Origin of the sequence: Polynucleobacter sp. (genome assembly GCF_030693775.1) — a bacterium.
Classification (GTDB): domain Bacteria; phylum Pseudomonadota; class Gammaproteobacteria; order Burkholderiales; family Burkholderiaceae; genus Polynucleobacter.
The window spans coordinates 52,811-77,634 of sequence record NZ_JAUXZY010000002.1; the positions used below are offsets into that span (position 1 = coordinate 52,811).

General features: G+C 51.2%; 21 protein-coding genes, 1 tRNA gene and 1 pseudogene. 15 read left to right on the forward strand and 8 right to left on the reverse strand.

Translation table 11 applies throughout. From position 1 onward, the window contains the following. Nucleotides 1–144: 144 nt before the first annotated feature. The 3 genes from lgt to Q8M75_RS01180 are packed head-to-tail and all read right to left on the reverse strand — an operon-like array spanning nucleotide 145 to nucleotide 2,979. Nucleotides 145–918 carry a prolipoprotein diacylglyceryl transferase gene (gene lgt / locus Q8M75_RS01170; RefSeq protein WP_305485315.1) on the reverse strand — a complete coding sequence of 258 codons (774 nt, stop codon included), beginning with the start codon at nucleotides 916–918 and terminating at the stop codon, nucleotides 145–147. Between the two features lie 6 nt (nucleotides 919–924). Further along, nucleotides 925–1,389, reverse strand: a complete 465-nt coding sequence (locus Q8M75_RS01175) for a DNA polymerase III subunit chi (protein WP_305485316.1) — start codon at nucleotides 1,387–1,389, stop codon at nucleotides 925–927. A gap of 6 nt (nucleotides 1,390–1,395) precedes the next feature. Next, nucleotides 1,396–2,979, reverse strand: coding sequence for a leucyl aminopeptidase (locus tag Q8M75_RS01180; RefSeq protein WP_371131726.1), 1,584 nt, complete (start codon nucleotides 2,977–2,979; stop codon nucleotides 1,396–1,398). A 124-nt stretch (nucleotides 2,980–3,103) separates the two neighbouring features. On the opposite strand from Q8M75_RS01180, the gene lptF reads away from it, so the two are divergent. The 4 genes from lptF to Q8M75_RS01200 all read left to right on the forward strand — a co-directional run bounded on the left by lptF (nucleotide 3,104) and on the right by Q8M75_RS01200 (nucleotide 7,297). Next, on the forward strand, nucleotides 3,104–4,207 hold the full coding sequence (gene lptF, locus Q8M75_RS01185; RefSeq protein WP_305485321.1) for an LPS export ABC transporter permease LptF: 1,104 nt from the start codon (nucleotides 3,104–3,106) through the stop codon (nucleotides 4,205–4,207). Beyond that, nucleotides 4,204–5,358, forward strand: a complete 1,155-nt coding sequence (gene lptG, locus Q8M75_RS01190; RefSeq protein ID WP_305485323.1) for an LPS export ABC transporter permease LptG — start codon at nucleotides 4,204–4,206, stop codon at nucleotides 5,356–5,358. Before lptF ends, lptG begins: the two co-directional genes overlap by 4 nt. Nucleotides 5,359–5,421: 63 nt before the next feature. Then, entirely contained in the window at nucleotides 5,422–6,363 is a 942-nt protein-coding gene (locus tag Q8M75_RS01195) for a CysB family HTH-type transcriptional regulator (RefSeq protein WP_305485324.1), read from the forward strand. A gap of 67 nt (nucleotides 6,364–6,430) precedes the next feature. Further along, nucleotides 6,431–7,297: a hypothetical protein gene (locus Q8M75_RS01200; protein WP_305485326.1), complete on the forward strand. Its 867-nt coding sequence runs from the start codon at nucleotides 6,431–6,433 to the stop codon at nucleotides 7,295–7,297. Between the two features lie 76 nt (nucleotides 7,298–7,373). Here Q8M75_RS01200 and Q8M75_RS01205 read toward each other — a convergent pair. Both Q8M75_RS01205 and Q8M75_RS01210 read right to left on the reverse strand, forming a co-directional pair. Next, a tRNA-Leu gene (locus Q8M75_RS01205) sits at nucleotides 7,374–7,458 on the reverse strand. A 66-nt stretch (nucleotides 7,459–7,524) separates the two neighbouring features. Beyond that, entirely contained in the window at nucleotides 7,525–8,499 is a 975-nt protein-coding gene (locus tag Q8M75_RS01210; protein WP_305485503.1) for a quinone oxidoreductase, read from the reverse strand. Nucleotides 8,500–8,707: 208 nt separating this feature from the next. On the opposite strand from Q8M75_RS01210, the gene Q8M75_RS01215 reads away from it, so the two are divergent. The 8 genes and pseudogenes from Q8M75_RS01215 (at nucleotide 8,708) to rng (ending at nucleotide 15,436) form a co-directional block, all read left to right on the forward strand. After that, on the forward strand, nucleotides 8,708–9,430 hold the full coding sequence (locus Q8M75_RS01215) for a YebC/PmpR family DNA-binding transcriptional regulator (protein ID WP_305485328.1): 723 nt from the start codon (nucleotides 8,708–8,710) through the stop codon (nucleotides 9,428–9,430). Nucleotides 9,431–9,461: 31 nt separating this feature from the next. Beyond that, complete coding sequence (purD, locus tag Q8M75_RS01220) at nucleotides 9,462–10,739, forward strand: phosphoribosylamine--glycine ligase (protein ID WP_305485329.1); 1,278 nt, start codon at nucleotides 9,462–9,464, stop codon at nucleotides 10,737–10,739. A 41-nt stretch (nucleotides 10,740–10,780) separates the two neighbouring features. Further along, nucleotides 10,781–11,692: an oxygen-dependent coproporphyrinogen oxidase gene (gene hemF / locus Q8M75_RS01225; protein WP_305485505.1), complete on the forward strand. Its 912-nt coding sequence runs from the start codon at nucleotides 10,781–10,783 to the stop codon at nucleotides 11,690–11,692. Then, nucleotides 11,693–12,397, forward strand: a complete 705-nt coding sequence (nadD, locus tag Q8M75_RS01230; protein ID WP_305485331.1) for a nicotinate (nicotinamide) nucleotide adenylyltransferase — start codon at nucleotides 11,693–11,695, stop codon at nucleotides 12,395–12,397. 28 nt (nucleotides 12,398–12,425) lie between these two features. Beyond that, nucleotides 12,426–12,818 (forward strand): annotated as a pseudogene (rsfS, locus tag Q8M75_RS01235) (ribosome silencing factor); the annotation flags it as partial. 42 nt (nucleotides 12,819–12,860) lie between these two features. After that, the gene (gene rlmH, locus Q8M75_RS01240; RefSeq protein WP_305485333.1) at nucleotides 12,861–13,304 is read left to right on the forward strand and encodes a 23S rRNA (pseudouridine(1915)-N(3))-methyltransferase RlmH; all 444 of its coding nucleotides are present in this window, start codon (nucleotides 12,861–12,863) and stop codon (nucleotides 13,302–13,304) included. Nucleotides 13,305–13,320: 16 nt separating this feature from the next. Beyond that, a complete protein-coding gene (locus Q8M75_RS01245) occupies nucleotides 13,321–13,971 on the forward strand; it encodes a nucleoside triphosphate pyrophosphatase (RefSeq protein ID WP_305485335.1) in 651 nt (216 codons plus the stop codon). A 1-nt stretch (nucleotide 13,972) separates the two neighbouring features. Further along, a complete protein-coding gene (gene rng, locus Q8M75_RS01250) occupies nucleotides 13,973–15,436 on the forward strand; it encodes a ribonuclease G (protein ID WP_305485337.1) in 1,464 nt (487 codons plus the stop codon). Nucleotides 15,437–15,463: 27 nt separating this feature from the next. On the opposite strand, the gene msbA is transcribed toward rng, so the two are convergent. Beyond that, the gene (gene msbA, locus Q8M75_RS01255; protein WP_305485339.1) at nucleotides 15,464–17,227 is read right to left on the reverse strand and encodes a lipid A export permease/ATP-binding protein MsbA; all 1,764 of its coding nucleotides are present in this window, start codon (nucleotides 17,225–17,227) and stop codon (nucleotides 15,464–15,466) included. Nucleotides 17,228–17,237: 10 nt separating this feature from the next. Between msbA and Q8M75_RS01260 the strand changes: the two genes are divergently transcribed. Next, nucleotides 17,238–18,011 (forward strand): glycosyltransferase family 2 protein, encoded by a 774-nt coding sequence (locus Q8M75_RS01260; protein WP_305485341.1) that lies wholly within the window; start codon nucleotides 17,238–17,240, stop codon nucleotides 18,009–18,011. Next, on the forward strand, nucleotides 18,008–18,808 hold the full coding sequence (locus tag Q8M75_RS01265) for a glycosyltransferase family 2 protein (protein WP_305485342.1): 801 nt from the start codon (nucleotides 18,008–18,010) through the stop codon (nucleotides 18,806–18,808). The genes Q8M75_RS01260 and Q8M75_RS01265 overlap by 4 nt, the downstream gene beginning before the upstream one ends. Nucleotides 18,809–18,820: 12 nt before the next feature. Here the strand turns inward: Q8M75_RS01265 and dnaE are convergent, their stop codons facing one another. Further along, complete coding sequence (gene dnaE, locus Q8M75_RS01270; RefSeq protein ID WP_305485345.1) at nucleotides 18,821–22,438, reverse strand: DNA polymerase III subunit alpha; 3,618 nt, start codon at nucleotides 22,436–22,438, stop codon at nucleotides 18,821–18,823. On the opposite strand from dnaE, the gene gluQRS reads away from it, so the two are divergent. Continuing rightward, nucleotides 22,415–23,410: a tRNA glutamyl-Q(34) synthetase GluQRS gene (gene gluQRS / locus Q8M75_RS01275; RefSeq protein ID WP_305485348.1), complete on the forward strand. Its 996-nt coding sequence runs from the start codon at nucleotides 22,415–22,417 to the stop codon at nucleotides 23,408–23,410. The two genes, dnaE and gluQRS, sit on opposite strands and share 24 nt — an antisense overlap. Here the strand turns inward: gluQRS and Q8M75_RS01280 are convergent. Further along, nucleotides 23,407–24,822 (reverse strand): DEAD/DEAH box helicase, encoded by a 1,416-nt coding sequence (locus tag Q8M75_RS01280; RefSeq protein WP_305485350.1) that lies wholly within the window; start codon nucleotides 24,820–24,822, stop codon nucleotides 23,407–23,409. The genes gluQRS and Q8M75_RS01280 overlap by 4 nt on opposite strands. Nucleotides 24,823–24,824: the final 2 nt, after the last annotated feature.

Consider the following 24,824-nt stretch of genomic DNA (forward strand, 5'->3'; position numbering starts at 1 on the left):
TTGCACAAGGTCAAAAAAATGGATTTTTCGGGTCAATTCACTTCAATAGAAGGTATTTAAGTAAAATAAGCGACTTTCTGTGATCTTAGCAACAAATGATCTAAAAAAAGATATTTTTAGATGCAGTTAATGAAAATTATCGACTTATTTGCGTTTCAGCAAGTAAATACCGAATAAAATCATAGGGATAGATAGCCATTGGCCCATTGAAAGACCTAGTCCGAGTAGGCCTAAGAAGGCATCGGGCTCGCGCGCAAACTCAACCAAGAAGCGGCAAATGCCGTAACCCAGTAAAAATAGGCCCGAAACCTGACCCAGGCGACGCGGCTTTCGCGCATAGATCCACAAGACCAAACCAAGCAGGAGGCCTTCGAAGAGCAATTGATAAATTTGCGATGGATGACGCGGTATGGCATCGACTAATGGAAAAACCATGGCCCAAGGCAAATCGGTTGGCCTTCCCCACAATTCGCCATTGATAAAGTTGCCAAGGCGCCCAAAAGCCAAACCAAATGGCACCAAAGGGGCGACCAAATCACTGACGGTCCAAAAAGAAGTCTTCTTGCGACGTGCAAACCAAACCATCGCCAAAATCACCCCTAGCAGACCGCCATGAAAGGACATACCGCCTTCCCATACTTTCAAGATGCTGAGCGGATTGGCCAAATAGAATTCGGGCATGTAAAACAGGGAATAGCCAATCCGTCCACCCAGCACCACGCCGAGTACGCCCGCAAAGAGCAGATCCTCTAAATCTTTAGCGGTCCACCCCAAGGCAACATAAAAAGGTCGCTTAATGCAGAGACGGCCCAAAATAACAAATTGGGCAAAGGCCAGCAAATACATTAGCCCATACCAGTGGATTCCAAAGGATCCAATCTGAATAGCTACTGGATCGATTTGTGGATGAATCAGCATGGCGGTTTAGCTTTTTGCTTGGTCAAAATTATGGAGCTCATGACCTAGGTCGCGGTAGGCTTTGTAACGCTCCCGTCCTGCAAGGCGCTCCGCCTCATTCACCGTAACCACCTCAACAATTCGCGGAAATCGGCCTACCAAGGCTGGGACATCGCTTGGCATCCGCATACCCAAATGAATCAGCACATCGGCATGCGGCAAGTTTGCCAAAGCTGGAGCAGCAGTATCGTCGAGGAGAACAATCGGGGTTTCAAACGCCGCTTCATGGTCGCCATAGCAGTGGGGCAAAAAATCGGTCTTACTAAAAGTCCACAGCAATTCATCAAGGCGCTTGAGGTCGGCTTTTTCCGCCACCATCACAATGTTGCGCACAGGCTCACCTTCAGTAGTTGTACTCCAAATCTTGCGCGTTAGCCTGCAGGCATATTCCAGCTTGTCACTCACGTTACTGTGAAAGTCGATGCGTGCCATGCCAACTTAGGACTGCGCAAGCAAGTAGTTCACCAAGAGGGGAACTGGTCTACCAGTAGAACCCTTTGCTGCACCACCCTTCCATGCCGTACCGGCAATATCCAAATGTGCCCAAGGATACTTTTCAGTAAAGCGCTTTAAGAAGCAGGCGGCTGTCACGCTACCAGCAGGGCGCCCGCCGATATTGGCCATATCAGCAAAGTTTGATTTGAGCTGCTCTTGATAGGCAGCATCGAGCGGCATGCGCCACACTGTATCAAGGGAGTCATGACCGGCTTGGGTTAAATCCGCCAGCAAGTGACTATCGTCCGAGAACATACCGCTATGAACCGCACCGAGCGCAATCACGCAGGCGCCCGTTAAGGTCGCAATATCAATCACCGCCTTAGGCTTGAAGCGCTCTACATAGGTGAGTGCATCACACAGAATCAGGCGGCCTTCGGCATCGGTATTTAAGATCTCAATGGTCTGGCCTGACATGCTTTTCACAATGTCACCTGGTCGGGTTGCTTTGCCTGAGGGCATGTTTTCGCAGGTCGGAATGACTCCGATCACATTCTGCTTCAGACCTAGCAATGCCGTTGAGAGCATCGTGCCGACAACAGATGCAGCGCCGCACATGTCGTACTTCATCTCATCCATTGCCTCGCCGGGCTTCAGGGAGATACCGCCAGTATCAAAGGTGATGCCCTTGCCTACCAATACTGTTGGAGCTTCGCTCGCTTTGCCACCGTTGTGACGCATGATGATGAATTGCGGTGGAGTCTCTGAGCCCTGTGCCACAGAAAGAAAAGAGCCCATGCCCAATGCTTCCATTTGCTTTTTGGTCAGCAATTCAACCTTGAGCTTGGTTTTCTTCATTAAGCCCTGTGCTGTTTTTGCAAGGTAGGTTGGAGTGCAGACATTGGGCGGCAAATTACCCAAGTCTTTGGCCAGGTTCATGCCTTCGACTAAGGCTTCGCCCTGATGCACTGCTACTTGAACCGCCTTAGCACCATCCTTGCAAACCACAAAACGAAGTTCTTGAAACGGATCAACATACTCCACTGCCTTGAACTTCATGGCAGGCTGACGAACACCAAATCGATAGGTTTGCTCACCCGCCAGTTGTGCCGTTAAGCGAACTTGCTTTAGGACTGTATCGGCATCCGCACTAGACCCAAAGCTCGGCACAAACCACACTGCTGACTCAATGGCGCCACCACTTAATGTCTTGAGGGTGGCCTTAGCTAACTTGGCATAGGACTGCAAGGACAAACTCTCTTTTGCGCTCAGATCACCTAAGCCAACCAGTAAGACCCGCTTGGCCTTTACGCCCGCCTTTGACCAGCTCACCTCCGCCCTTAATAGACACTGACTGGCCTCTTTTCCGCTCAGATCGCCGGCAAGCTTTGCCCGAGCAACCGAGCCACCCAAGACGGCATCCAACTCAAGCAAAAGGCTGCCAGGCGTTTTTTTGTTTAAATCGGCTTTGCTGTAGCCCAAAATAAGGCAATCGGTGGCGAGGGCCACAAGACTAGCAATCGCCGGCTTTACCTGCTTTGCAGAATCAAAGTCGGCTTGGGGCAATGTTTTCGTGCTAAATTGAATTTGCATAGGGAAGTCATTTGTAGTGGTTTTTTCCATTATCCTCCGAGCTGTAGGTTTCCCTCCGATTCGTGCCGCATTTCCCTACTAAACTAGACTTTTCTGCCAACGCCCTTGCATAGAACGCATGATTTTTGACCAAGCCCTCCGCCGCGAACTGAGCTTAACCACTGGGGGGGTATTTTTGGTGTTGGTGACCATCATGGTCACCACCTTAGTCATCCGAATTTTGGGCTTTGCCGCGAATGGCGTCGTCAATCCAGAGGACGCGCTGGTATTGATCGCCTTGGCAACAATCGGCTACTTGGCTGTCCTGCTGACGGTTTCTCTTTTTATTGCGGTTCTGATCGTCTTGGTGCGCTGGTACAAAGACTCGGAAATGATTGTATGGTTTGCCAGCGGTCTGAGCATCATGAGTTTAATTCGGCCTATTCTGCGGTTTGCTATTCCACTCATCATCATCATTGCCCTGCTTGCCCTGTTTGCTTGGCCTTGGGCCAATCGCGAATCCGCCCTGATCAGCCAACGTTTTCAGCAACGCGATGATGTGTCGATGGTCACAGCCGGTCAGTTTCGAGAGTCAGCCAAAGCCGAACGGGTTTTCTTTATTGAGGAACTGAATGTCGATAATCGCGAAGTCAAAAATATCTTCGTTGCCGATTCCAGAAATCAACGGCTGAGCATTGCGGTAGCAGCAACTGGATTTATTGAAAATACCCCGACGGGCGAAAAGAACATCATTCTCAAAGACGGTCGGCGCTACGAGGGTCTGCCTACCCAGCCCGACTTTCGCATTCTGGAGTTTGATGAGTACGAAACCAAATTGCGTAATAAAGAGCTAACCGAGCCACCACCACGCGACCGCGAACGCAGTGTTCAGGAACTTCTAAAAGACCCCTCACCCTCCAACCGCGGCGAGCTGCTCTGGCGTATAGGCTTGCCACTGATGGCTTTAGGCTTAGTCTTTATTGCGATTCCATTGGCCTACGTTAATCCGCGCCTAGGCAATTACACCGCTATGTTTTATGCCGTACTGATCTATTTGATTTACAGCAACCTGCTTAATTTGGCACAAAATTTTGTTTCGCAAAATCGCTTTGATTTTTTTGTGGCCATCTGGCCAATTCATCTGCTTGCTTTACTCATAGCCGCAGTGTTGATTCGCAACCGGATTAATCCATCCCTTAAATGGTGGAAGCGGCAGTTGCCCGCTTTTCTGACGCGCCCATGAATTTTCTCTTTCCTTACATCTATGAGCGCTACCTAGCAAAGCAAATCTATGCTGCGTTTGGCTTTATTCTTTTCGCGCTCGTTGCCCTCTTTTTATTTTTTGATGTTTTGGCCGAGCTGGGCTCGGTCAATCAGCAATACACCCTCTTGCTTGCCCTAGGCCATGTTCTACTGAAGGCGCCGAGTCGCATTGTTGAAATTATTCCGATTGCCGGATTAATTAGCAGTATTTATGTATTTGCAATGCTGGCTAGCCAATCGGAATTCACCATCCTGCGTATTGCTGGCCTCGATATCCGCCGCGGTCTTCTGATGCTGGGGAAAATCTCCTTGCCCATTGTGGCAGTCACTCTACTGATGAGTGAGTGGCTAGGCCCAATGGCGGAGTCCTTCTCTGAGCGCATGAAATTGAAAGCCATGGGCTCGAGCTTTTCATCGCAATTTCGTACAGGGGTATGGGTCAAAGACCAGCTTCGCGATGAGGAGGGCGTTGGATCCGTTCGCCCGGGTGTGCGCTATATCAATATTGGAAAGATTGAACCAGACAAGCAAGTGAGGCAGGTTCGCATGTATGAGTTCGATGATGCCTACCGCTTGCTATCGATCCGTAATGCCGAGTCAGGTCGCTTTAATGAGGCCGGCTCATGGGAACTGAATAATGTGACCGAGACTCGCTTCAAGGAGGCGCAAACCAAGAGTGCCTTAGATCCCGTGTACTCAGCCAACACCTCCATCAAGCCATCGATGACCTTGGCATCCAAAGTCACCCCAGAAATTCTGGGCGTGTTACTCGTCAACCCGGAGCGCATGTCGATCTTTAGTCTGGGGCAATTCATTGCCCACCTAAACGAGAACAAACAGGATGTACAGCGCCACGCGATTGCATTCTGGAAAAAGCTCATCTATCCCTTCATCGTCTTTGTCATGCTGGCGCTTGCCTTGCCGTTTGCGTATCTAAAGGCACGCGCAGGTGGTATTGGCATTAAGATTTTTGGCGGCATCATGCTCGGCATGAGCTTTCAGTTATTCAACGCTCTTTTTTCCAACGTTGGCCTGCTGGGGGCATGGCCCGCCTACCTCACCGCCCTAACCCCGCCCCTGGCGTATTTTCTACTTGCCCTGATTGGCCTGAAATGGGTATCGCGGTCTTAAATACCTAAAGATAATTTAGAATCGAGTTCCTATATCGATCAAGATATATAAGGAAGGCTTTTCATGAATTTGCATCAATTTCGCTTTGTCCGCGAGGCGGTTCGCCAGCAATTTAACCTAACCTCCGCTGCAAAAGCCTTATTCACATCCCAGCCTGGGGTTTCTAAGGCGATTATCGAACTGGAAGATGAGTTGGGTGTTGAGATCTTTCGTCGCCACGGTAAACGCATCCGCTCTCTCACTGAGCCTGGCAAACGCATCCTGCTCTCGATTGAGCGCATCCTGGATGAAGTCGAAACCTTAAAACGGGTTGGCCAGGATTTTGCAACGCAGGATCAAGGCAACTTTGTAATTGCGACCACCCACACGCAAGCCCGCTATGCCCTACCCAAAGTCTTGACGGAATTTACCAAACGCTTCCCGAAAGTCCGCGTCAGCATTGCCCAAGGCAGCCCTTCACAAATCGCCGATATGCTTTTGCACGATTCAGCGGATATTGCAATTGCAACCGAAGGTATTGCCAATTGTGAAGGCGTTATCGCACTCCCTGGTTATCAATGGCAGCATCTCTTGATTGTGCCGGTTAATCACCCCTTACTCAGTTCACGCTCGATTACGATCGAGGACCTTGGCAAGTACCCATTGATTACCTATGACAAAGCATTTGCAGGGCGCAACAAAATTGATGCCGCGTTTGCGCAGCGCAATGTGCAAGCAGACATCATTCTGGAGGCGATTGATGCCGACGTCATTAAGACTTATGTCGAAGTTGGTATGGGCATTGGTATTGTTGCAGGGGTTGCATTTGATGCAGAGCGTGATCGCAATCTGCGCGCCATCCCCGTGGGGCATTTGTTTGGCAATAACGTCACCCACTTGGGAGTGAAACAAGGCGCTTACTTACGCTCGTTTGTCTTTACCTTCATTGAATTATTCTCGCCCACCTTGACGAAAAAGATCGTTGAGCAGGCAATGTCAAATACGCCAGAGAATTATCAGATCTAAGTTCAAATTTCTGGATTTGATAATCACTTATTCATTTGCTTACTGACACCATTACTTTGGAGAATACGTGATGATGCAGTTCACTCCTTACTTTATTAAGCTACTTTTCCTTGCAATCGTGTTGCAAACTTATCCAGCTAGCGCCCAAGATGGCGCAACTCAGACTGTGAGCCTAAATGAGGAAATAGTATCGGTTGATTTAAGTGGCGATAGAAAACAAGTCGGGGTTTATACAACCAGCTCTAGTTCCAAAAACCCAACGCGGTTAGCGGTTTTACTTCCAGGGTATCCCTCCGTAGTGCGGCCCGTTGTTGAGAACGGCGTGATGACTAACTCCAGATTGTCAGGTAATTTTTTAATCCGATCGCGGCAGTTCTTAGTGGATGAGATGATTGCTAGTCTTATTGTGGACTGCCAATCGGATAGTGGCGACCTTTGTTCGAGCACTTATCAAGCATCTCAGCAAAGGCAGGAAGATGTAGATAAATTAATTGCCGAAGTCAAAAGACGGACACCATCCATTTCTGAAGTGTGGCTCATAGGTACCAGCATGGGGACGATTTCATCCTCATTTATGCCGATCCATAATCCCAGCGGGTATGCCGGCGCTATTCATACGGCCTCTATCACCGAGCCCTATGCCAGAAATTCGTACCGTGAGTTAGGTGGCTTTGACTATAAAAAAACAACGGTCCCACAGTACTTTGTTCATCACGCTGCGGATCCCTGTTTTTTAACTACCTATGCTGGCGCTAAGTCGATAACCGATAAATACAAAATTCCGTTGATTACAGTTACAGGTGGCAGTGACTTTAAAGGGGATGCATGCAAAGCATTTACCGAGCATGGATTTCGCGGCAAGGAAAAAGACGTGATGCGCAATATTGGAGTGATTATCAAGACTGGTAGAGCTGACCAGCTTGTTATCAATTAAATCACAGCGCGCAGACCAGCTTGAATCAATACGTTCATAACGCATGCGCTTAAACATACACATCGATTTCAAACGATGGTGCCTCGGGTCGGACTCGAACCGACACGCCTTGCGGCACCGGATTTTGAGTCCGGCACGTCTACCAATTCCATCACCGAGGCAGGTGAACTCAGCAGCATAGAACCGCTGAGAGGTGAGAGTGTAACAAATACTGCGCTGCTATCCGATTATGGCAACAGAATGGTCGATCCCGTGGTTTTACGGCCTTCCAGGTCACGATGGGCCTCTACTGCATCTTTCAGGGCATAGCGCTGCTTGATCTCAATCTTGACCTTGCCCGAACTGACTTTATCGAATAAATCCGCTGCCATTGGCTCGAGCAGGCTGCGATTAAGTACATAGGTGGCTACTGTAGGTCTGGTGACCTTGAGCGAGCCCTTGCTGGCAAGAATGCCGAGATCGAGCAAGGGAGGCGAGCCTGAAGCGCCGCCAAAGGAAACCGCCATACCGCGCGGTGAGACGCAATCTAAGGTTTGCATGAAGGTGTCTTTGCCTACCGCGTCATAGGCCACGGGGACGCCTTTACCGTTGGTAATTTCCTTGACGCGTTTTACAAAGTCTTCCTCGCGGTACAAGATCACGTGGTCGCAACCATACGCTTTGGCAATCTCGGCTTTTTCGGGGCTGCCAACCGTACCAATCACGGTGGCACCAATCGCTTTGAGCCACTGGCACGCAATCAGACCAACGCCGCCGGCAATCGCATGAAACAACACGGTGTCGCCCTTTTGCACCTTGTAGCTATCGTTCAACAGATATTGAACGGTCAGGCCTTGCAACATCATGGCCGCGCCCTGCTCAAAGGAGATCGAATCGGGTAACTTAACCAAGATATCGGCAGGCATGATGCGGGCTTCTGCATAAGCGCCAGTAGGGCGACCTGCATACGCCACCCGATCGCCCACCTTAACGTGGGTAACATCAGGTCCGACTTTTTCAATCACGCCAGCGCCTTCCATGCCAATCCCACCGGGCAAGGGCTGGGCATAGTAACCCGAGCGAAAGTACACATCGATGTAGTTCAGGCCACATGCATGGTGACGGATCAATACCTCGCCGGGGCCGGGCTCGCCAAGCTCCACGTCGACCCATTTCATGACCTCGGGGGCGCCTGTTTCGGTAATGCGGATTGCTTTGACGATTTCCTTGCTCATATTGATTCCTAATGTTGTGTGTTGTCTTGGTGGTCCAATGCCCCATTGTGTGGGGTCGTTTTTTTCGTTCTAAAGCGCGCTACCGGGCTTGCAAGTACTAAATCCATAAAATTAATTGTACTTTTTGGCTTTAGACCCCGTATTTTGCCTAAAATTAGGGTCTGTAGGCAAAATTACTCAAAAAGGATCAATCCGCATGGCCGGTCACTCAAAATGGGCCAATATTCAGCATCGCAAGGGTCGTCAGGACGAAAAGCGCGGCAAGATTTGGACCAAACTCATCAAAGAAATTACCGTCGCCGCTAAATTGGGTGGCGGAGACCTGGCCACGAATCCCCGCTTGCGTTTAGCAATTGATAAAGCCAAAGACTCCAATATGCCCAATGACAACGTGCAACGCGCTATCCAGCGCGGTACTGGCTCGCTTGAAGGGGTGAACTACGAGGAGATTCGTTATGAGGGCTACGGCATCAATGGCGCTGCAGTCATCGTCGATTGCATGACCGATAACCGCACCCGTACGGTTGCGGAAGTGCGCCACGCCTTTACTAAGCACGGCGGCAATATGGGCACCGAAGGATCGGTGGCTTTTTTGTTTCAGCACTGCGGTCAGTTGCTGTTTGCCCCCGGCACCAATGAAGATCAATTAATGGAATGCGCGCTCGATGCGGGAGCGAATGACGTGATCACCCATGACGATGGCGCGATTGAAGTATTAACGTCGGTACCTGATTTTTCTAAGGTACAAGACGCCTTGCGCGCAGCAGGCTTTCAGGCAGAACTGGCCACGGTCACGATGCGGCCTGAGACTGATATTAGTCTCGAGGGTGATCAAGCCGAGAGCATGCAAAAGTTACTCGACGTTTTAGAAAATCTTGACGACGTTCAGGAAGTATTTACGAATGCTTCCATCCAATAAACATACCCACTCCATTTAAAAAAATAATCCCATGAAGATTCTCCTTATTGGCTCCGGTGGCCGCGAACATGCCCTGGCATGGAAGTTAGCTCAATCTCCGCAGGTTCAAAAAGTCTATGTCGCGCCCGGTAATGGCGGCACCGCTAGCGCAAAGCAAACCGATGCCGGTATTGAAAATCTTCCGATCGGCGATTTGCAAGGGCTTGCTGATTTTGCCAAGCGCGAACAGATTCATTTGACAGTAGTGGGTCCAGAGGCGCCGCTGGCTGCAGGCATCGTCGATGTCTTTCGCAATGCCGGCTTACGCATTTTTGGACCAACCCAATTAGCCGCGCAACTCGAATCATCCAAAGACTTTTCAAAAGCCTTCATGAAGCGCCACGGCATTCCGACTGCGGATTACCAAACCTTTTCCAATGCCCAAGAGGCACACGCTTACATTGATCTCAAGGGTGCGCCGATTGTGATCAAAGCCGATGGCCTCGCAGCTGGCAAAGGAGTTGTTGTTGCAATGGCCTTAGATGAGGCCCACGCTGCCGTCGACATGATGCTGGCCGACAATAAATTGGGTAATGCCGGTGCGCGCGTTGTGATTGAAGAATTTTTGACCGGCGAAGAAGCGAGTTTCATTGTCTTGGTGGACGGTAAAAATGCTTTAGCGCTCGCCACCAGCCAAGACCACAAACGTTTACTCGATGGGGATCAAGGTCCCAATACCGGCGGTATGGGCGCCTACTCCCCAGCGCCCGTAGTTACCCCTGAAATCCATGCCAAAGCCATGCGTGAAGTCATCATGCCGACCATTCAGGGCATGAAAGCCGATGGCATCCCCTACACTGGCTTTTTGTATGCCGGCCTCATGATTAGCCCCGAGGGTCAAATCAAAACCCTGGAGTTCAACTGCCGCATGGGCGACCCCGAGACGCAGCCGATTATGGCGCGCCTGCGCAGCGACTTGGTTCACGCTTTGGATAAAGCGGTAGATGGCAAGCTCAATGAAGTGGAGTTGGAATGGGATCGCCGTACCGCCCTAGGGGTTGTACTAGCAGCACACCTATATCCAGATACTCCTCGCAAAGGTGATGCTATTACTGGCATTCCCGAAGATACTGCTAGCGCTATTACCTTCCACGCCGGCACCACCTTGGCAGACGGTGTGTTGCGCACCAACGGCGGCCGAGTACTCTGCGTTGTTGGCCTTGCCGATACCGTGCGGGGAGCCCAAAAAGAGGCTTACCAGGTAATTGAGCAAATCCATTTTGATGGCATGCAATATCGGCAGGATATTGGCCATCGCGCTCTAAAATAAGTTTGGCATTCATTTCCCCACCAGTGAGCTCCATTTTGCAAATCGACACACAAGCACTTAAAGACTACTTCCTTGGCCTGCAGGACCGCATTGTTTCCGCTACTAGCGCATTGGATGGCAAGGCATTTGTTGCGGATCACTGGCAAAAACCAGAGGACAGTCCGTTACGTGGATCAGGGCGAACCTGCATATTGGAAAATGGCAACATCCTTGAAAAAGGCGGCGTTGGCTTTTCGCATGTACGTGGCGACAAAATGCCAAGCACTGCCACCCAAAATCGTCCCGAGATGGCAGGCCGTAGTTTTGAGGCCATGGGTGTTTCATTAGTGTTTCATCCGCGTAACCCAAAAGCACCCACCGCCCATATGAATGTGCGCTGTTTTATTGCACAGGCCCCAGATAAAGATCCGGTATGGTGGTTTGGTGGCGGCTTTGATCTCACTCCCTACTATGGCGTTGATGAGGACTGCAAACACTTTCACCAAACGGCGAAGAATGCGCTTGACCCCTTTGGCAGCGATCTGCATCCTAGATTTAAAAAATGGTGTGATGAGTATTTTTATTTAAAGCACCGCGATGAGCCACGGGGCATTGGCGGCGTCTTTTTTGATGACTTTAATGAGCTTGGGTTTGAGCGTAGTTTTGCCATGACCCAGGCCGTGGGCAATGCATTCATCGAAGCCTATTTGCCGATTTTAGAACGTCGCTACCAAGAGCCATACACTCAGGCTGAGCGGGATTTTCAGGAATACCGTCGTGGCCGTTATGTTGAATACAATCTTATTTTTGACCGTGGCACGATTTTTGGCCTGCAGTCAGGCGGTCGCTCGGAATCAATTCTGATGTCAATGCCGCCCGTGGTAACGTGGCGCTACAACTGGACGCCCGAACCCAACACACCCGAAGCAAAACTCTACGATTACTACTTAAAGCCCCGCGACTGGTTGGCCTAATTGACTGCACCAGAAAAAATTGGCATCTTAGGCGGCACCTTTGATCCACCCCATTGGGCGCACTTGCGGGTTGCGGCGCACTTTGCAACCTTGTTTCAATTGGATCGCTTGCTATTGATCCCGAGTGGCAATCCATGGCAAAAATCCGCTTTTATTACCCCACCAGAAACACGCTATCAGTTAACGCAAGCGGCTGCCATTGCACTGCACCGATTATTGGGTGAGGCGGGTATGCAGATCCCGATCGAAGTGGATCGCATTGAGCTCGATCGCCAAGGACCAAGCTACACCATCGATACAGCGATTGCCCTGCGTCAGCGTTACAGCAGTAACACGTGCCTCATTTGGCTGATGGGCGCCGACAGCTTGATGCAAATCGATACCTGGCAAGATTGGCAGCATTTACTAAAAGAAGTCCATTTGGCCGTGGCGCGGCGCCCTGAATTCACCCTCAGCATTGACCCCGCTTCTGAGCTGGGTGGCTTTATCGCGGAGCATCAAACCAGCGATGCGCATGCACTTGAGCTATCGCCCTGCGGCTCGATTTACTTAGACCAAAAGCTAGACATGTACCTCTCATCGATTGCCATCCGCAAACAACTGGCTGCAGGCAGTATTAACCCAAATACGCCTTTGGCAGAACAAATTCCCGACGAAGTATTGGATCTAATTAAGAAGTTAGGCCTTTATTCCCAATCACGATAAGATCATCCCCTATTCTTTAAAAGACACTATGGACCTACGTAAATTACAACGCACCATTATTGATGCCCTGGAAGATGTCAAGGCACAGGACATTCGTGTCTATGACACCACCAAACTGAGTGAATTATTCGACCGCGTCATTATTGCAACGGGCTCCAGCAATCGCCAAACCCGCTCGCTGGCGATGTCGGTAAAAGAAGAAGTCAATAGCAAAGGTGGTGAGGTGATTTCCATTGAAGGCCTTGAAACAGGTGAATGGGTCTTGGTCGATTGTGGCGATATCGTGGTGCATATTTTGCAGCCCATGCTGCGCTCCTACTACCAGCTGGAAGGCATGTGGGGTGCTAAACCGGTCCGCGTTAAATTAGCGGGCGCTAAAGGCCTTGCCAAGGCCAGTGAGTTTTCCGATGAGGATGAGGACTAAGTCAGCCTGCCTGGCTACATCGTCGTCCTCTAGTCACGCATGCGGCTCATCATCATTGCGGTAGGCCATAAGATGCCCGACTGGGTATCGAGCGCTTGCAACGACTACCTCAAGCGCATGCCATCCGATTGCAGCATCGAACTTAAAGAAATCAAACCCGACCTCTCCCCCGCCAAAGAGGCCATCAAGATCACTGCGGCCATACCCAAAGGAGTACGTCTGATTGCACTCGATGAGCGGGGTAAGGACCTGAGCACGCAAGGTGTTGCTGAGCAATTAGCCCAATGGCGCCAAGATGGGGGTGATGTGGCTTTTCTGATTGGCGGTGCCGATGGCTTAGACGCCAGCATCAAACAAAAGGCGGATGCCATTTGGCGTTTATCCAGCCTCACCTTGCCGCATGCAATGGCGCGGGTCTTATTGACTGAACAACTCTACCGGGCATGGACGATTTTGCAAGGCCACCCCTACCACCGTGAATAAGTAACTTCTTTTAGCAATGCATTCTTTTCTCTACCTCGCATCCCAAAGCCCCCGCCGCCAGGAATTACTGACGCAACTGGGTGTGCGTTTTGAATTGCTTTTACCCGATAGCAATGAGAATGCCGAGGCAATCGAAGTGCCACTCGCCAATGAAAATGCCAGAGCCTATGTTGAGCGCGTGACGCTCGCGAAATGTGCTGCTGCGGCACAGCGCTGGGCAAAGCGAGACCTACCTTGGGCGCCGATTTTATGTGCCGACACCACCGTGAGCCTTCCCAATAGTGATATCGCCCAGATCCTCGGTAAGCCTTCGGATGCGGCCGATGCCGAGCGCATCTTACGCTTGCTCAGCGGCCAAACCCATCAAGTACTAACGGCGATTGCACTACTTCCCCAGCAATCGACAAAACCCATTAGCTTGGTACAGGTATCGGAAGTGGAATTTATGCCGCTCAGCGATACGCTGATTAAGGCCTATATTGACAGCCAAGAACCCTATGGCAAAGCTGGCGCCTACGGCATTCAAGGCCTGGGAAGTGCCTTTATCCGCAGAATTGTGGGGAGTTACAGCGGCATCATGGGGCTACCCCTATTTGAAATGGCTACCCTACTGCAACAGGCTGGCGTATCCTTTACGCTCACGCCAGAAATTGCAAACCAAGCCTAATATGAACGAAGAAATTCTGATCAACATTACCCCCCAAGAAACACGGGTGGCATTGATTCAACAAGCAGCGGTACAAGAGCTGCAAATTGAGCGCACCCGCCAGCGGGGAATTGTGGGCAATATTTACCTAGCTAAAGTAGTTCGGGTTCTGCCTGGTATGCAATCGGCTTTTATTGAAATGGGTCTCGAGCGCACAGCATTCATGCATGTCGCTGATATTGCGCAACAGAACCAGCAGACTCAAATTGAAAAAGTCCTCTACGAAGGCCAAACCTTAATTGTGCAAGTCTTAAAAGACCCGCTTGGCACGAAAGGTGCACGCCTTACAACCCAGATCAGTATTGCAGGTCGCAACCTAGTCTATTTGCCACAATCACAAAAAGAATCTGGCAATGAGCCCTACATCGGCATCTCACAACGCATCGAAAATCCAGATGAGCGCGAAGCTATCAAGGCCCGCATCACTGGACTACTACCTAGCAATCAAACGGGCGGCATTATTGTGCGCACGATTGCACAAGATGCTACAGACGCCGAACTAACGCTCGATCTCCTCTACCTCAAAACAACCTGGGAAACCATTTTGGCTTCGGTGAATCAGAAATCGGCGCCCGCTCTTCTTTTTCAGGATTTGAGTTTGGCAGAGCGGGTATTGCGGGATCTGGCTAGTGATAAGACCATGCAAATCCGAGTCGACTCGGCAGAAAACTTTGAGCGCTTAAATCGCTTTGCGGAGATCTATACGCCCAACCTCGTTGGCAAATTAACCCTGCATCGCGGCGAGCGCGCCCTGTTTGATTTATTTGATGTCGATGCCGAAATCAATAAGGCCTTGGGCCGGCGCGTCGACCTCAAATCGGGCGGGTACCTGATGATCGATCAGACCGAGTCGATGACTACCATTGATGTCAATACCGGCAGTTATGTTGGCGCGCGTAATTTGGATGACACGGTCTTTAAGACCAATCTAGAAGCTGCGCAGGCCATCGCACGGCAGCTGCGTTTGCGCAATTTGGGCGGCATCATCATTATCGATTTCATTGATATGCTCAACCGCGAACACCAAGACGCTGTATTGAGTGAACTCAAACGTAACCTAGAGCGGGATCATGCCCGCAGCACGGTCAGCCAGTTCTCAGCCCTTGGTCTCGTAGAGATGACCCGAAAGCGCACACGCGAGTCCTTAGCGCATATTTTGTGTGAGCCATGCGCAACCTGTAGCGGTAAAGGTGAAATCAAAACAGCCCAAACCATTTGCTATGAAATCCTGCGGGAAATCGTCCGCGAACATCGCCAGTTCAATCCGAGGGAGTTCCGTATTGTGGCGGCACCCGACGTCATTGATCTCTTCTTGGAGGAAGAGAATCAGTTCTTAGCCATGCTAGGGGATTTTGTTGCCAAGCCCATTCGTTTGCAGGCAGAGGGCTCCTTCAGACAAGAGCAATACGATATTGTCTTGAATTAAGCCTTGAAATAAGGCTCTATCTTGTACTTATGCATTGGCAAACTGCAGCCGATGCAGATTGCTATACAAACCGCCTTTAGCAATTAACTCGGCGTGCGAGCCATTCTCCACCACCTGCCCATGCTCTAAGACCACAATGCGGCTGGCATGCTCAATCGTCGATAGGCGGTGCGCAATCACCAAAGTGGTACGACCGGCCATCAGGCGATCTAATGCTTCTTGCACTTGACGCTCGGATTCTGAATCGAGGGCTGATGTGGCCTCATCCAAGATTAAGATCGGTGCATCTTTATAAATGGCCCTGGCAATCGCCAAGCGCTGCCGTTGCCCACCAGAGAGTCGGTTGCCGTTATCGCCAATCAAGGTGTCGATTCCTTGCGGTAGCTCACTTAGTAGATTGGTGAGATTAGCCGCCTCCAGCGCCTCAATCACACGTCCCCGATCGATTCCGTTAACCGCATCGGTACCGTAAGCGACGTTTGCAGCGATTGAGTCGTTAAACAGGATGACGTCTTGGCTAACAAATGCAATTTGGCGTCGCAAATCGGATAAAGAGAGTTCCTCTAGATTGATGCCATCAAGCTCAATCGCGCCCAAAGTGGGCCTAAAAAAGCGTGGCAACAGACTCACTAGTGTCGACTTACCGCCGCCCGACGGCCCCACAAAGGCAACCACCTCGCCTGCCTGAATCGACAAACTGACGTGCTTCAGAGCATCTTGCCGATCGGCATCTTGTTGATACGAAAAAGATACGTCTTTAAAAGTGATGGCGCCCTTTGCTTTTTCTATTCGCTGTACGCCCGCTTTACGCGAATCGTCTTCCTCGATCGGCTGATCCATCAAACCAAAAATCATTTCGGCTGCAGTGAGACCACGCTGCAATGGCTGATTGATATCAGCCAGATGCTTAATCGGCGAAATGATCAACATCATGGCCGTGATAAACGCAGCGAAGCCGCCCACAGTAGTTCCTTCGGTGGAAGACTGTAAGAGCGCAATCACGAGCACAACGGAGAGCGCCATGGAGGCAATGAGTTGGGTAATCGGTTGATTTAAGCCGCCCACTACCGCCGTCTTGAGCGCAAAGCGTCTCAAGCGATCCGCCTTTTCGATAAAGCGGCTCATCTCATAGGCTTCACCGCCATGGACCTTAACAATCTTATGCCCCGAGACGGATTCTTCAACGATGTAAGCAAGCTCGCTAGTCATAGCCTGTTGCTCGCGATTGAGACCACGCAAGCGGCGATTAATCAGACTCATGATGTAGGCAATGATCGGGAAAATAATCAAGACAACCAGGGTCAATTTCCAGTTGAGGTAAATCAGGTAGCCCAATAAACCCAGCACCGTTAACGAGTCGCGCACCAAACTAATCAGCATCGTACCCATGATGCTCAGGACATTATTGACCTCAAACACAACCGCATTAATGAGGCTCGATGCAGAACTCTTTTGATAAAACTCGGTCTTGGCATGCAATAAGGTTTGGAACATCTGTTCACGCAGTCTTAGCAGCACTGCATTGATGACCCTCGATAACAAATAATTCGACAGAAATTGAGCGCCGCCGCGGATAAATGCAAGCCCAACCAAAAAGATCGGAACGAGCCATAACCTGCCATCGAGCTCACCGGTAAAACCACGGTCCAATAGCGGCTTCATTAAGGCCGGTATCGATGTTTCTGCCCCAGCCACCAGTGCCATAGCCAAAATCGACCCAATAATCGTCTTGGTATGGGGTTTTAAATACTGGATTAGGCGGTTTAGGGCAATTCTGTCGTCGGCATTCATATAATGAATTATGCCCACCTTATCCGTCATACTCATCACTCGCAATGAAGAGGCCAATCTTCGGGACTGCCTTGCCTCCCTAGAAGGGCTTGCCCAGCAGGTGGTCGTGGTCGATACGGCCAGTACCGACGGAACCATTGCGATCGCCCAGGAGTTTGGCGCCACCATCGCCCAGCCAGCCGATTGGCCTGGTTTTGGCCCTCAAAAGAACCGGGCGCTGGACCTTGCCACGGGCGATTGGGTCCTCTCCCTGGATGCCGACGAGCGACTGACCCCAGAGCTTCGGTCGGAGATTTGTGCAGTACTAGCCAATCCGGGTCATACCACCTGTTTTGCCATTCCCAGGCTATCTTGGTATTGCGGGCGCTTCATCCGCCACTCAGGCTGGAATCCCGACTACGTAGACCGCTTATTTCAGCGCAGTACCGCTCGGTTTTCGAATGACCTCGTGCATGAGCGGCTTATTCCAAGCGGTTCTGTTGTGAAGCTGAAAAACCACATGCTGCACTACAGCTTTATGAACTACTCACAGGTACTGCAAAAAATTGATCGCTACTCCAGCGCCTCAGCCGAGCAAGCCTTTGCCAAAGGCAAGCGAAGCAGTCCGCTAGCAGCGATTGGCCATGGGGCTTGGTCTTTTTTTAGAACCTACTTTATTCGCTTGGGTTTTCTGGATGGGCCTCAAGGCTTTTCACTGGCACTCGCCAATGCCCAAGGATCGTATTACCGTTATATGAAAATCTGCGAACTAGCTAGAGCATCTCGCATGGAGCAAAAACCATGAGCATGATTTCGGTGATTGTGGCAACGTACAACTGGCCGCAAGCCTTGCGACTATCGCTTGAGTCCTTAAAGACGCAAACCGATCGCAATTTTGAGGTCATCATCGCTGATGATGGCTCACGCCCCGATACCCGTGAGTTGATTGATGGGATGCGTGCTGATTTTCCTGTGCCCATGGAGCACGTTTGGATTGAAGACGATGGTTGCCGCAAGACCGTGGTTGGCAACTTAGCGATTGCAGCATCAAAAGGCAATTACCTTATTTTTATAGACGGTGACTGCATTGTGCAGCCCGATTTTATTGCCCAGCATCGAAAGCTAGCAGAGCCTGGCCACATGGTAACGGGCAGTCGTATTCTGTCAAACAAAGCGCTCGCCCAAGAAATGCTGTCATGGCCGCATTGGAGTTTTGAGCGCTTCAAGCAGCATGCCCTTCGCTATCGCTTACGCGGCGGCCTCAATAAATTACTGCCCTTGTTAATCAAGTTTGGTGATCACTCACGCAGGCTGTACAGCACGTTTGTTTGGCGGCGCATTAAGGGTTGCAATATGGCCTGCTGGCGTAGCGACGCCCTCGCGATTGGCGGGTTTGATGAAACGCTGCTTGGCTGGGGACATGAAGATGCCGACTTTGTATTTAGACTACAAGCCCATGGTGTGATTCGTAAATCCGGCGCCTGGGCAACCGAAGTCATTCATATTTTTCATAAAGTGCGCGATCAATCAAATGACAAAAGCAGCAGAGAGCGCCTTAATGAAAAAATTCGTGCGCATGCGGCCTTAAAAGCAGCGCAATAAATCCAGTATTTTTTACGCGTACTGCACCGTCACCGGATCTGCCTGTGTTGTTGCAAGCAATTGATGCAGGCTATGCAGACAAGCATCATCCGGATAGAGCCGTAACTCATCCGGAAACTGCACTAAGCAAGCACTGCCACTCGTAGTGACTACCGCAGTCAGCGGCAATCCCTTAAAGCCATCTAATGGGCTAGGTGCCATATTTGAGGGCATACCTGGCTTTGCCTGTTGCTGGCGATTGCTGATTAAGTAAGGGTTGATTTGACTGCGGAAGAGTTTCAGATCAACCCCGGAATCCATCCGCACATGCACATTACGGCCAAAGCGCAAACGCGCACCCGCGATATCCATCACAGCCTCTGCCACGATCCGAGTGCCACCGGAAAACTTATCAGGCGTGACATTCACTTTTGCGATAACCAGCTCATCTTCTTTTAACCAGGATCGATTGGGTTCGTACACCTCGCTATAGAGCATGACTTCGATTGCCGCTGTACCGTCGTCAATCGTGGCAACCATCATTCGCCCACGTTGCCCAGTCAGCATGCGTGCTGACGTAATAATGCCGGCCAGCAATTGGTCTTTTCCTTCGGCTACCTTGACCAAAGGTTGCCGTACAAAATGCGCTACCTCATTGCGGTATGCATCAAACAAATGGCCGGTAAGGCATAAGCCAAGCGCGGTTTTTTCTTCTTGCAGTCGTTTCTTTTCAGGCCAAGGCGGCTCACTCACGAGCTCAGGCAAGTGGCGATCGGATTCACCTGCAGTCTCAAACAAACTCACCTGATGAATCGATGCCTCGGCCTGCTCTGCTGCCTCAATCGCCCGCGCCAATGAAGCGAGTAAGGTAGAGCGAATATCGTAGGGCTTGCCTTTTTGATTGGGTCCTGCGGCATACAAACTATCAAAGGCGCCAGCGCGCATCAATGCCTCAATTGCACGGCGATTGACTTGGCGGCGATCGACACGCGCACAGAAATCAAACAGATCAGTAAAGGGGCCGCCGGTTTCGCGCGCTTTAACAATTGCCTCAATCGCTGCTTCGCCGGTGCCGCGTACCGCACCTAAGCCGTAGCGTATATCGGTCAAGGACTGCTCTAATGGCGCCCCTTGCGTGCGCAGGGGAGTAAATTCATAGGTGCCGGTATTGATATCCGGCGGCAATACCCGTAAGCGATTTTGCAGGCAATCGTCGTACAGAATTTTGACCTTATCGGTGTCGTCCATGGCGAGCGATAAGTTGCCCGCCATAAATTCAGCAGGGTAATGGGCCTTGAGCCATGCGGTTTGATAAGCGAGTAAGGCATATGCAGCAGCATGGGATTTATTAAATCCATAACCCGCAAAGCGCTCCATCAGGTCATAAATCTCATTGGCTTTGGCTTCAGTAATGCCGCCTTTTTTGGCGCCCTCACTAAAGATCTTGCGGTGCTGCGCCATCTCTTCTGGCTTTTTCTTGCCCATCGCCCGGCGTAATAAATCAGCGCCGCCCAACGAGTAGCCCCCAATCATTTGGGCCATCTGCATCACCTGCTCTTGATAAACCATGATGCCGTAGGTTTCGCGCAGAACCGGCTCAATACGGGGATCGGGGTATTCAACCTGTTGGCGGCCGTGTTTACGCGCAATAAAGTCCGGAATCAGATCCATTGGGCCAGGACGATAAAGCGCTACGAGAGCGATGATGTCTTCAAAGCGATCGGGCTTGGCATCGCGCAGCATGCCCTGCATGCCGCGGCTTTCCAGCTGGAAGACTGCAACGGTATTAGCGGATTTCAGAACTTCAAATGCAGCAGGATCTTCCAAGGTGATGTCGCCGATAGTCCAGTCTTTGCGATCGGCATGCAATGCTTTAATCCATCTCTCTGCTGCAGCCAAGATGGTCAGCGTGGTTAAGCCCAAGAAGTCGAACTTGACGAGGCCAATCGCCTCTACGTCATCTTTATCGTACTGACTGATGACCGAGCTGCTGTCTTGGTCTTTGGAGTCTTGCGTATACAGCGGACAAAAATCCGTTAGCTTTCCCGGGGCAATGAGTACGCCGCCGGCATGCATGCCCACGTTACGGGTCATGCCCTCGAGTTGCTGTGCAAGCGCCAAGAGTTGCCGCACTTCATCCTCATTACGCTCCCGCTCAGCCAATTGCTTTTCTTCTTTTTTGGCCATCTCAATCGTGACCAGTTGACCGGGCTTAAATGGCACGAGCTTTGCGATGCTATCGACAAAGCCATAGCCCTGCTCCAAGACCCGGCCCACATCCCGAATAGCTGCTTTCGCTGCCATGGTGCCAAAGGTGGCAATTTGACTCACGGCATCTTTGCCGTATTTGTCTTTGACATACTGAATTACACGATCGCGCCCGTGCTGGCAAAAGTCGATATCAAAGTCGGGCATCGATACCCGCTCTGGATTTAAAAATCGCTCAAACAGCAGGTTGTATTTAAGGGGATCCAGATCCGTAATCCCAAGTGAATAAGCTACTAAGGAGCCGGCACCCGAGCCGCGGCCAGGACCCACGGGTACGCCATTGTTCTTTGCCCAGTTAATAAAGTCGGCAACGATTAAAAAGTAACCCGGGAATCCCATTTGCTCAATAGTCTTCACTTCAAACGTCAAACGCTCGCGATAACGGGGCTCTTCTGCAGCGCGCTGCTCTGGATCGGGAAAGTTACGTGCCATATGCCGAACCAACCCGACCTCGGCCTGCTTAAATAAATAATCGCCGAGCGAGATGCCGGCCGGAATCGGAAACTCCGGCAAACGAGGCTGACCCAATACCAAGGAGAGGTTGCAGCGTTTGGCAATCTCAACCGAGTTAGCGAGCGCGCTTGGTAAATCAGCAAAGCGCTTTTCCATCTCGGCTTGGCTTAAAAAGTATTGCTCGGGATTGAATTTTTTCTGGCGACGTGGATTGCCGAGTAACTCGCCCTCTGCGATACACACCCGCGCTTCATGGGCATTGAAATCATCCCGATGCATAAACTGGACGGCATGGGTCGCAACTACCGGTATAGCAAGGGTGCTCGCAAGCTGGCAAGCTAGCTGCAGGTGTTGTTCATCTTGCGGATGCCCGGCACGCTGCACTTCAATAAAGTAAGCGCCCGGAAAAAGGGTTTTCCAGCGCTCGGCAGCGGCTCTCGCCTGCTCTTCCTGGCCCGCCAATAGCGCGGTACCCACATCACCCAAATGCGCGCCCGATAAGGCAATCAATCCATAGGACAGAGTTCGGCCAACCGCCTGATCTTCTTTTTTTGCAGCCGGCTCACTAAACCACCGAGGATCTACTTCTGCGCGCCCCCGCGATTGGTTATCCAGCGATGCCCGGCTGAGCAGCTGGCATAAATTGAGGTAGCCGGAGTGGTTTTGCACCAGCAGAAGCATCCGGTAGGGCTGATCAGGATCTTGTAGATTCGAGAGCCACACATCGGCGCCGGCAATCGGCTTGACTCCGCCTTCACGGGCAGCCATGTAAAACTTCACTAGACCAAATAGGTTGCTGAGGTCGGTAATGGCCAAGGCACCCATGCCATCACTGCTTGCTGCAGCAACCGCATCATCAATGCGCACGACTCCATCCGTAATTGAAAACTCGGAATGAACGCGCAGATGAACAAAACGGGGTACGGCCATGAGATGATTTTAGCTGTGTCTAGCTTAAAACCACCCCATCCACGCTACCGTGGGCGCTTTGCGCCCTCACCGACCGGGCCTTTGCATGCCGGCTCCCTAGCCAGCGCCCTGGGAAGCTGGCTGGATGCCCGCTCCAATCAAGGCGCTTGGCTCGTCCGCATCGAGGATTTGGATGCGCCGCGCTGCATTGCCGGAATGGACCAGCGCATTTTGGCTCAGCTACAGGCCTGTGGGCTTACCTGGGACGAGGAAGTGCTCTGGCAATCCCAGCAACTCAAGACTTACCAAAACGTCTTAGAAACGCTTTACAGCGATCGGCAGATCTACCCCTGTACTTGCTCGCGCCAGCAGATTACTAGCGCCCTGAGCAGCCAAGGCAAGCTACGCGCCCGCAATCAAGAACAGATCTATCCGGGCACCTGCCGTCATGGCTATGTTTGGCAAGCACAGCTTCCTGAAGCGATGCCGCCTTCTGCATGGCGCCTTGCCCTCAAACCCGAGCAAGTGATTCGCTTTAGCGATGCGGAGCTTGGGTCACAAGAGCAAAACCTCAATACTGATGTGGGGGATTTTGTACTGCTTAGGGCCGATGGAATTGTTGCGTATCAACTCGCCGTGGTGGTTGATGATGCACGACAAGGCATCACGCACATTGTGCGGGGCGCCGATTTACTCAGCAACACTGCGCGGCAAATTTATTTGCAAGGGATTTTGGATTACCCAACCCCACAATACCGCCACTTGCCACTCGTCTTAGATCCGCATGGGGAGAAGTTAAGTAAGCAGACTCAGGCTACTGAAATCAATACCGCAAGTGAGGCGGCTGCTTTACAAGCGCTACAGGCAGCTGCACTGCATCTGGGTTTAAGGAATCTCAGTGATGGACAAGACCAAACGATTGCAGAGTGGCTACTGCAGGCCACGCATGCTTGGGCTGATCGGACTAAGCAAATCAGCCGCACTCAAAACTAACCGGTCTTTTTTTTCATGCCGCCGAGTAAAGCACCAACCGGTGATTTAGCGGGTGTGATGCCTGCTTTTTTAATGGGGTTGGCGATCGGCTGATCAGGGTTGCGATCATCAAGACTCGCCTTTGGCGCTGCTTGTGCGGCACCGGCTGGAGCTGCGCCGGCTTGATAGGGCTTATAGAAAAATGGATCTGCCGTTTTGCCGCCCTTTAATTCTGGGAGTGGCATCACTTGCAATTTGCGCTTCATCAATTTTTCGATGTCGTCTAACAAGCGCTTTTCACCATCGTCGACTAAGGCAATTGCATCGCCGGTGCTACCTGCCCGTCCTGTACGGCCAATGCGGTGAATGAAGTCCTCGGCGTTGTAAGGCAACTCGTGATTAATCACGCAAGGCATCGCTGGAATATCCAGACCACGCGCTGCCACATCGGTTGCCACCAAAGCCTCAATAGCGCCCGACTTAAATGCATCCAAAGTCAGTGTACGTTCACCCTGACTCTTATCGCCATGAATCGATCCCGCCTTAATACCATCGCGCTCAAGTGCCCGCGAGAGTTTGGCGCAGCCTAAACGGCTATTGGTAAAGATGATGCACTGACGCGATAAACCCTGGCGGGTACGCGCCTCCAAGATGGTGGTAATCGCACGCTGCTTATCGGCCGCAGAGACCAAGTGCACCACCTGCCTGACGGTATCGGCAGCGGCATTTTGGCGTGCCACTTCAACCGTAACGGGGTTGCGCAAATAACTCTGTGCTAATTTTTTAATCTCAGGAGAGAAGGTGGCTGAGAACAATAAGGTTTGGCGCTGTGCTGGGATTAAATTAATGATGCGCTGCAGATCAGGCAAAAAGCCCATATCGAGCATGCGATCAGCTTCATCCAAGACCAAGATCTCGACTTGCGATAAGTTCGCGGTTTTAGAGCCAAGGTGATCGAGTAAACGTCCAGGCGTAGCAATCAGTATTTCGATACCACTGCGTAGCTGAGCCACTTGGGGCTGCATGTCCACACCACCAAAAACGACGGTTGAGCGCAGATCCGTATGCCGAGAATAGTTAGCCGCATTATCGGCAACCTGCACTGCCAGTTCGCGGGTTGGCGTTAAGACCAGTGCGCGAATGGGATGGCGCGCTGGCGATGCGCTACTACTTGAACCCGGAAGCAACTTTTGAATGATGGGCAACACAAAGGCGGCAGTTTTGCCAGTACCCGTTTGCGCGGCACCCATTAAATCTTTGCCCGCTAGCACATGAGGAATCGCTTGCGCTTGAATGGGGGTTGGGGTGTTATAGCCCTGTTCGCCGATTGCCTTTTGAACGCGTGGGTCAAGGCCAAAATCGGCGAAGGTAATGCTAACTGGAGAGTCGGCAGACTCTGCGGGGGTGTTTGTATCTACAGTGGTATTGGTCAAGG

What these genes read in the sequence shown, in the direction of transcription:
- gluQRS (WP_305485348.1), top strand. Translation starts at nt 22,415, where the DNA reads ATGAACAAAACGGGGTACGGCCATGAGATGATTTTAGCTGTGTCTAGC.
- rng (WP_305485337.1), top strand. Translation starts at nt 13,973, where the DNA reads ATGAACGAAGAAATTCTGATCAACATTACCCCCCAAGAAACACGGGTG.
- lptG (WP_305485323.1), top strand. Translation starts at nt 4,204, where the DNA reads ATGAATTTTCTCTTTCCTTACATCTATGAGCGCTACCTAGCAAAGCAA.
- Q8M75_RS01265 (WP_305485342.1), top strand. Translation starts at nt 18,008, where the DNA reads ATGAGCATGATTTCGGTGATTGTGGCAACGTACAACTGGCCGCAAGCC.
- rlmH (WP_305485333.1), top strand. Translation starts at nt 12,861, where the DNA reads ATGCGGCTCATCATCATTGCGGTAGGCCATAAGATGCCCGACTGGGTA.
- Q8M75_RS01175 (WP_305485316.1), bottom strand. Translation starts at nt 1,389, where the DNA reads ATGGCACGCATCGACTTTCACAGTAACGTGAGTGACAAGCTGGAATAT.
- lgt (WP_305485315.1), bottom strand. Translation starts at nt 918, where the DNA reads ATGCTGATTCATCCACAAATCGATCCAGTAGCTATTCAGATTGGATCC.
- Q8M75_RS01195 (WP_305485324.1), top strand. Translation starts at nt 5,422, where the DNA reads ATGAATTTGCATCAATTTCGCTTTGTCCGCGAGGCGGTTCGCCAGCAA.
- Q8M75_RS01215 (WP_305485328.1), top strand. Translation starts at nt 8,708, where the DNA reads ATGGCCGGTCACTCAAAATGGGCCAATATTCAGCATCGCAAGGGTCGT.
- purD (WP_305485329.1), top strand. Translation starts at nt 9,462, where the DNA reads ATGAAGATTCTCCTTATTGGCTCCGGTGGCCGCGAACATGCCCTGGCA.
- lptF (WP_305485321.1), top strand. Translation starts at nt 3,104, where the DNA reads ATGATTTTTGACCAAGCCCTCCGCCGCGAACTGAGCTTAACCACTGGG.
- Q8M75_RS01260 (WP_305485341.1), top strand. Translation starts at nt 17,238, where the DNA reads ATGCCCACCTTATCCGTCATACTCATCACTCGCAATGAAGAGGCCAAT.
- Q8M75_RS01245 (WP_305485335.1), top strand. Translation starts at nt 13,321, where the DNA reads ATGCATTCTTTTCTCTACCTCGCATCCCAAAGCCCCCGCCGCCAGGAA.
- dnaE (WP_305485345.1), bottom strand. Translation starts at nt 22,438, where the DNA reads ATGGCCGTACCCCGTTTTGTTCATCTGCGCGTTCATTCCGAGTTTTCA.
- msbA (WP_305485339.1), bottom strand. Translation starts at nt 17,227, where the DNA reads ATGAATGCCGACGACAGAATTGCCCTAAACCGCCTAATCCAGTATTTA.